This window comes from Paenisporosarcina sp. P4_E4_2, assembly GCF_056401595.1.
On record NZ_JBFUJC010000145.1, the window covers coordinates 1 to 7,664 of the forward strand.

Below are 7,664 nucleotides of genomic sequence, written 5' to 3' on the forward strand. Positions count from 1 at the left end.
CCTGACATGGTTCAGCAAATCATTAGACCGACAGGCTTGTTAGACCCTACAATCGATGTCCGTCCGATTGAAGGTCAGATTGATGATTTGATTGATGAAATCCGTCAACGGGCCGAGCGTAATGAACGGGTTCTTGTGACCACATTAACGAAAAAAATGTCAGAGGATTTAACCGATTATTTAAAAGAAATCGGCATTAAAGTTAATTATTTGCACTCAGAAATTAAAACACTTGAGCGAATTGAAATTATTAGAGAACTTCGCATGGGTACGTATGATGTATTGATTGGCATCAACTTGCTCAGAGAAGGACTCGATATTCCGGAAGTTTCGCTAGTGACGATTTTGGATGCGGACAAAGAAGGGTTTTTACGTTCCGAGCGTTCACTTATTCAAACAATTGGACGGGCAGCACGTAATGCCAATGGACATGTCATCATGTATGCGGATCGCATGACGGATTCAATGACCAAAGCAATTGGTGAAACGCAGCGACGCCGCGATATCCAAATAGAGTATAACGAAAAACATGGCATTACCCCGCAAACAATTCAGAAGAAAATTCGCGATGTCATTCGTGCTTCTCATAATGCAGAAGAAACATCGACATATATGGAAAAAGTAACAAAAGGCAAAAAATTGACCAAAGACGAGAAAGTGACATTGTTGCTGACTTTGGAAAAAGAAATGAAAGACGCAGCGAAAGCACTCGATTTCGAACGTGCAGCTGAACTGCGTGACACGATTTTGGAACTGAAAGCGGAAGGATGAACCGATTTGAAAAACCAGGAAATTCGTATACAAGGTGCACGTGCACATAATTTGAAAAACGTAGATTTAACAATTCCACGAGACAAGCTTGTTGTCATGACAGGCTTATCGGGATCGGGTAAATCTTCACTTGCTTTCGATACGATTTATGCAGAAGGACAACGACGTTATGTCGAGTCATTGTCTGCCTATGCACGACAGTTTTTAGGTCAAATGGATAAACCGGATGTAGATGCCATTGAAGGCTTGTCACCTGCCATTTCCATTGACCAAAAAACAACAAGCCGCAATCCTCGTTCCACTGTGGGGACAGTAACGGAAATTTATGATTATTTACGACTGTTATTTGCACGTGTCGGGAAACCGATCTGTCCAAATCACGGGACTGAAATTACATCACAGACCATTGAGCAAATGGTTGACCGTTTGATGGAATTCCCGGAACGTACGCGGATGCAAATTTTAGCGCCGATTGTTTCCGGTCGTAAAGGTACTCATGCAAAAATGTTGGAAGATGTGAAGAAGCAAGGCTATGTACGAGTGCGTGTAAACGGTGATTTAATGGATCTGGATGACGACATTAATTTAGACAAAAATAAAAAGCATGACATTGAAATTGTTATTGACCGTGTCGTGATGAAGGATGATGTTGCAGCACGACTGGCAGATTCATTGGAGTCCGCGTTAAGACTGGCGGATGGTCGTGTCTTGATTGATGTAATGGAACATGAAGTATTACTGTTCAGTGAACATCATGCATGTCCAATTTGTGGATTTTCAATTGGGGAACTAGAACCACGCATGTTTTCATTCAACAGTCCATTTGGTGCCTGTCCGGAATGTGATGGTCTAGGTACGAAGCTTGAAGTGGATCCTGAACTTGTGATTCCCGATTGGTCAAAATCGTTGAATGAAGGAGCGATTGTACCGTGGGAACCGACCAGTTCTCAATACTATCCACAACTTTTGGCGGCAGTATGTAAACATTACAAAATCGATATGAAAAAACCCGTGAAAAAACTGCCGAAAGAACAAATGGATAAAATTCTTCATGGCTCTGGCAAGGATAAAATTACATTCCGTTATGAAAATGATTTTGGACAAGTTCGGAGCAATGAGATTTATTTTGAAGGCGTATTAAAAAATATCGAACGCCGTTATAAAGAAACGTCGTCGGATTATATTCGCGAGCAAATGGAAAAATATATGGCCCAACAAGATTGCCCAACATGTGAAGGCTATCGTCTGAAACCTGAAACATTGGCAGTGAAAGTAGCTTCACTACATGTCGGACAAGTGACGTCTTTCTCCATTCAGGAAGCTGATGCATTTTTCAAATCACTCGAGTTATCCGAAAAAGATATGCAAATTGCACGACTCATTTTACGTGAAATCGATGAACGACTTGGGTTCCTTATTAATGTGGGACTGGATTATCTAACGTTGAGTCGGGCTGCTGGAACATTGTCGGGTGGGGAAGCACAACGTATCCGTTTAGCGACTCAAATTGGTTCGCGTTTATCGGGCGTACTTTACATTTTGGATGAACCTTCAATCGGCTTGCATCAACGAGATAATGATCGCTTGATTTCAACGCTTAAAAATATGCGAGATATCGGTAATACGTTAATTGTGGTTGAACATGATGAAGACACGATGATGGCTGCAGATTATTTAATTGACGTGGGTCCTGGAGCAGGAGTACATGGTGGAGAAATTGTCGCTTCCGGAACACCGGCGCAGGTCATGAAAAACACGAAGTCCATTACCGGTCAATATTTAAGCGGGAAGAAATTCATTCCGCTGCCTACAGAACGTCGCAAACCGGACGGTCGTTTGATAACGATCAAGGGAGCGACAGAAAACAATTTGAAAAATGTTACCGTGGATATTCCGCTTGGTGTTTTCACTTCGGTTACAGGTGTGTCAGGTTCAGGGAAAAGTACGTTGATAAATGAAATTTTGCATAAAGCTCTCGCTCAAAAGCTAAATCGAGCAAAATCGAAACCTGGACAGCACATAGAAGTAACAGGTATCGAACAATTGGAAAAAGTCATTGATATTGACCAGTCTCCAATTGGCCGAACACCAAGATCAAATCCAGCTACCTACACGGGCGTATTTGATGATATTCGGGATGTGTATGCGTCAACGAACGAAGCGAAAGTGCGTGGCTACAAAAAAGGTCGATTCAGTTTTAACGTTAAAGGTGGACGTTGTGAAGCTTGTCGTGGTGACGGTATCATCAAGATTGAAATGCATTTCTTGCCGGATGTCTATGTACCATGTGAGATTTGCCATGGGAAACGATACAACCGTGAAACACTGGAAGTGAAATACAAAGACAAAAATATTGCAGATGTATTGAAAATGACAGTGGAAGACGGTCTGAAATTCTTTGAAAATATCCCGAAAATCAGCCGTAAACTTCAAACAATTGTCGATGTAGGCCTAGGCTATATGGAGTTGGGCCAGCCAGCTACGACGTTATCAGGTGGTGAAGCACAACGGGTTAAGTTGGCTTCGGAATTGCATAAACGCTCGAATGGTAAATCATTCTACATTCTAGATGAACCGACGACTGGACTTCATGCACATGATATTGCCCGTTTGCTTGTTGTCTTGCAGCGATTGGTTGAAAGTGGCGATACCGTTTTAGTAATCGAACATAACTTAGATGTTATTAAAACTTCCGATTACTTGATTGATTTAGGGCCAGAAGGTGGCGATAAAGGCGGCACCATTTTAGCAGTGGGTACCCCTGAAGAAATTGCCAATGTCAAAAAGTCATATACAGGTCGCTATTTAAAACCTGTGCTAGAACGTGACCGTCAGCGCATGGAAGATCAAATCGCAAAAGCTTCAACAAAAAAGAAGGCGAAAAAAGAGACAGTTTCAGCTAAATGAAACCTTTTTGTGGATGAACCGTATGTATAAGGGAAGAACAAAGTTCCGCGCAAAGCGGCTTTGAAGGAGGCCAACTATATGCAAGAAGAACGTAAACGCATTTTAGATCTAGTTGAAAAAGGAACGATTTCTGCTCAAGAAGCGTTGGTATTACTAGAGGCTCTTGGAAATGATAAGGCTAAACCTAGTGTGTCAGCATACGCTGGACCGGGAACGTCTGATGTGCATAACCATTCCACTCATACAAATTCTGAAACACACAACAAGAAAACCACATCCTCTCAAGCAGAAGATTTTATGGAAGATATTAAAAGAGATTTTTCGCAATTCAGCGACCGTTTCATGCAATTTATGCAAACGGCTGTCGGTAAAATGAAATCATTCGATTTCGATATGCCTYTCGGTGAACCGAACGAATTTCATCACACCTTTACAAAAGAGTTGGCAGATTTCAAAGAAGTCTCTGTCGACATTGCCAATGGGAAGTTCGAAATTTATCCTTCACAAGACGGTCAAGTACGAGCGGAATGCCATGTGAAAGTGTATCGTGCTCCCAATGAAGAGGATGGGAAGAAAGATTTCTTTGAAAAATTTGTATTTGTCGTGGATCAACAAAGATTGCGCATTATCAGCGACATGAAAACAACTTCTGTCAATGTCGTCTTGTATGTTCCAAAACAAATGTATGATTCCATATCGGTTMGATTGTTCAATGGAGCCTTCATCAGCAAACATCTAGAAGTGGGACGCTTTAAAGTCAAAACCGCTAATGGCAAAATTGAATTGAAAAATGTTCAATTGGAGGATGGCGAAATCCAGACTGCCAATGGCGCCATTAATATTAAAGATGCCATTGGAAACAAGGTTGATGCAGAAACCATAAATGGTCGTATTTACATTGATGGCCATTTAAAAGATATTGAAGCACAATCTGTGAATGGTCATGTCGTTGTCACCACGAAAAATCCCGAAGCACGTAAAGTTGAGGGACGTGCAGTGGCTGGTACAGTAGAAATTTATGTCCCGTCCACGGTTGCTTTGCAAGGGGAAGTGGCTTCGAATTTCGGGAAAATGGACGTATCATTGCCGGATGTGACACGTTTAAATGAGCAAGAGCATTTCTTGCAAAAAAATATCCGTTTTACAAAAGAACTCACAGATTCAACAGCAGCTCCTCTGTATATTAAAGGGGAAGCAAAAACAGGCTCGATTGTCGTACGCTATACAACAGCTGAATAAATAGAAAATCCCCAAATCGAAAGTACAATCGATTTGGGGATTTTTATATTCCTTATTATAATGAACACAGTATACCGAAAACGATGGCTTGTGCACATTGCTGTTGATATTCTAGACTTTTTAACAAGTCTGCTTCTTTTTTATTTGTCATAAATCCACATTCCACTAATATGGCAGGCATCGTCGTTTCCCTCAGCACGGCTAAGTCCCCTTTTTTAACACCTCGATTTTTTCTACCTGTGCGCATGATCAAAGCTTGCTGAACAAAAGTAGCCATCCGAGTTGAAGTTTCGCTTGGGTTCAAACAAGTATACGTTTCAATGCCTTGAGCTTGGTTCCAATCATTGCCGAAAGCATTCGCATGAATCGATATAAATGCTGAAACTTTCAGTTTGTTCGCTAGAGATATGCGTTCTGAAAGTGCAACATCGCAAGAATTATTATGCGAAAATAGTACGGTAAATCCTTCAGCAGTAAAGAGCTTCTTGACATGTATAGCCGTGGCTTCATTAAAAGTGAATTCCCGTAAGGCTCCATCAGGCGATCGTTTACCTGAAGTTTCTGGACCATGTCCAGCATCGACGATTATCTTCTTCATTCTTCATCCCTCCTAATACTTACATAGGAAAAATGAAAGAAGAGAGATAATTTCGATCGAGATTACCTTCAATTTAGTACCATGAAATTAATGTTGTACTATCAAAATGCTTGTCTAGCTCCAATCGCCATCCCTAACCTTCCAGCGCAGATGTACAGCAAAACGGCACTTTGCGCTTTTCTCAAAGTGCATGCTAAAATAAAGGACATGACGGATAATTCGCATTTCGAAGAAAGCAGGTGATATTTTGGTACAAGTGACAACAAAAGATGTAATGGAAATGTTCGATTTAAAACTAGTCAGTGGCCAGGAAGGCATCGGCAGGCATATTGCCATCAGCGATATCTCAAGACCAGGGTTAGAAATGGCCGGTTATTTTACACACTACCCAGCAAACCGTGTCCAACTACTCGGCACGACAGAACTGTCATTTTATGATATGTTGCTGCCTCACGAACGAATAGATCGCATGAAAAAGTTATGCTCACCTGATACACCAGCTATTATTGTTTCACATGGTATGACCGTACCGGAAGAACTGAAGATTGCTTCGAATGAAGAGCACGTACCGGTATTGACTGCAAAAATGGCAACTACGAGGTTCTCCAGTTTGCTGACAAACTTTTTGGAAAGCAAACTCGCACCTACGACTGCAGTACACGGCGTACTCGTTGATATTTATGGGGTAGGCGTTTTGATTACAGGGAAGAGTGGGGTCGGTAAAAGTGAGACYGCTCTAGAACTTGTCAAAAGAGGTCATCGCCTCGTTGCTGACGATTGTGTGGAAATCAGACAAGAAGCCGAAAATACGCTTGTAGGGAATCCACCAAAACTGATTGAGCATTTACTAGAAATCCGTGGACTGGGCATTATTGATATCATGACTTTGTTCGGTGCAAGTGCAATACGCAGCTTCAAACGGATATCTCTAGTAATTGATTTAGAGATTTGGGATGCACAGAAAACGTATGACCGTCTCGGGCTCGAGGAAGAAAAAATGAAAATTATTGATACGGATCTGACGAGACTGACGATTCCCGTTCGACCTGGTCGGAACTTAGCAGTTATTATTGAAGTGGCAGCGATGAACTATCGTTTGAAACGTATGGGAGTCAATGCAGCAGAGGAATTTTCCAATCGTCTGAACGATGTCATTAGTCAAAATGAAGACGCTACATATTAAAAGCAGGAAGTATGGAAGGGGTATAACATGAATTTTTTACTTGGAGCATTTGATCCAATCGCGATTTCTCTTGGACCGATTGATGTACGATGGTACGGCGTCATTATCGCTTTTGGAATTGTTTTGGCATTTCTAGTAGCACAGCGTGAAATGCTGAAACGAGGTTTTCACGAAGAATTCTTAACGGATTTATTGATATGGGCTGTCCCATTGGCAATTCTTGGGGCGCGTCTTTATTACGTAATATTTAAATGGGAGTATTACTCCCAAAATCCCGGTGATATCCTTCAAGTTTGGGAGGGAGGACTTGCCATACATGGAGCATTGATTGCTTCATTCGTTACCGCTTATGTGTTTACGAAAAAACGCAAAGTCTCATTTTTGAAACTGGCGGACGTAGTGGCACCAAGTATCCTAATCGGTCAGACAATAGGACGTTGGGGCAACTTTATGAATCAGGAAGCCCACGGAGGACCTGTATCACGTGCTTTCTTAGAGAATATGTTTTTACCAGACTGGATTATCGAACAAATGCGAATTGATGGGACGTATTACCATCCCACTTTCTTATATGAATCTATATGGAATTTCATGGGTGTTGTTATCTTAATATTATTGCGTAGAGTTAATTTACTACGCGGAGAAATGTTCTTGTTTTATCTTATCTGGTATTCTGTGGGACGTTTCTTTATTGAAGGATTGCGGACTGACAGTCTGTATTTACTCGGGGAACTTCGCACGGCACAGGTAGTGTCTCTTATTACAGTTGTTGTTGCACTATTGATTGTTGTTTACCGTCGTATGACCATTAAAGATCCTGTGCGTTATAAAGACGCATAAATAAGGAAGTATCATACATGACTACAATAAAAAATGGACTGCTGGCGGGTCTTAAAACAACCTGGACGCTTAGCAAAATCATATTTCCAATTACATTGTTGCTGGTTATTTTGCAGTACACACCAG

Annotated in this window: 6 protein-coding genes and 1 pseudogene; 6 read left to right on the forward strand and 1 reads right to left on the reverse strand. The window is 41.4% G+C overall.

Annotation, left to right across the window (positions count from 1 at the left end; translation table 11 throughout):
• The 3 genes from AC1DSB_RS11195 to AC1DSB_RS11205 form a co-directional block, all read left to right on the forward strand.
• Positions 1-771: helicase-related protein (locus AC1DSB_RS11195; RefSeq protein ID WP_477586731.1), on the forward strand; the 771-nt coding region annotated here is incomplete at its 5' end.
• A 6-nt stretch (positions 772-777) separates the two neighbouring features.
• Positions 778-3,678, forward strand: a complete 2,901-nt coding sequence (uvrA, locus tag AC1DSB_RS11200; RefSeq protein ID WP_016429107.1) for an excinuclease ABC subunit UvrA — start codon at positions 778-780, stop codon at positions 3,676-3,678.
• A gap of 78 nt (positions 3,679-3,756) precedes the next feature.
• Positions 3,757-4,917 (forward strand): DUF4097 family beta strand repeat-containing protein, encoded by a 1,161-nt coding sequence (locus tag AC1DSB_RS11205; protein ID WP_477586732.1) that lies wholly within the window; start codon positions 3,757-3,759, stop codon positions 4,915-4,917.
• A 55-nt stretch (positions 4,918-4,972) separates the two neighbouring features.
• Here the strand turns inward: AC1DSB_RS11205 and AC1DSB_RS11210 are convergent, their stop codons facing one another.
• A complete protein-coding gene (locus AC1DSB_RS11210) occupies positions 4,973-5,515 on the reverse strand; it encodes an N-acetylmuramoyl-L-alanine amidase (protein ID WP_477531401.1) in 543 nt (180 codons plus the stop codon).
• Positions 5,516-5,762: 247 nt separating this feature from the next.
• Between AC1DSB_RS11210 and hprK the strand changes: the two genes are divergently transcribed.
• From hprK to AC1DSB_RS11225, 3 genes and pseudogenes are all read left to right on the forward strand, one after another.
• Positions 5,763-6,698 (forward strand): HPr(Ser) kinase/phosphatase, encoded by a 936-nt coding sequence (hprK, locus tag AC1DSB_RS11215; protein ID WP_016429104.1) that lies wholly within the window; start codon positions 5,763-5,765, stop codon positions 6,696-6,698.
• 27 nt (positions 6,699-6,725) lie between these two features.
• The gene (lgt, locus tag AC1DSB_RS11220; protein WP_477531402.1) at positions 6,726-7,538 is read left to right on the forward strand and encodes a prolipoprotein diacylglyceryl transferase; all 813 of its coding nucleotides are present in this window, start codon (positions 6,726-6,728) and stop codon (positions 7,536-7,538) included.
• A gap of 17 nt (positions 7,539-7,555) precedes the next feature.
• Positions 7,556-7,664 (forward strand): annotated as a pseudogene (locus AC1DSB_RS11225) (nucleoside recognition domain-containing protein); the annotation flags it as partial.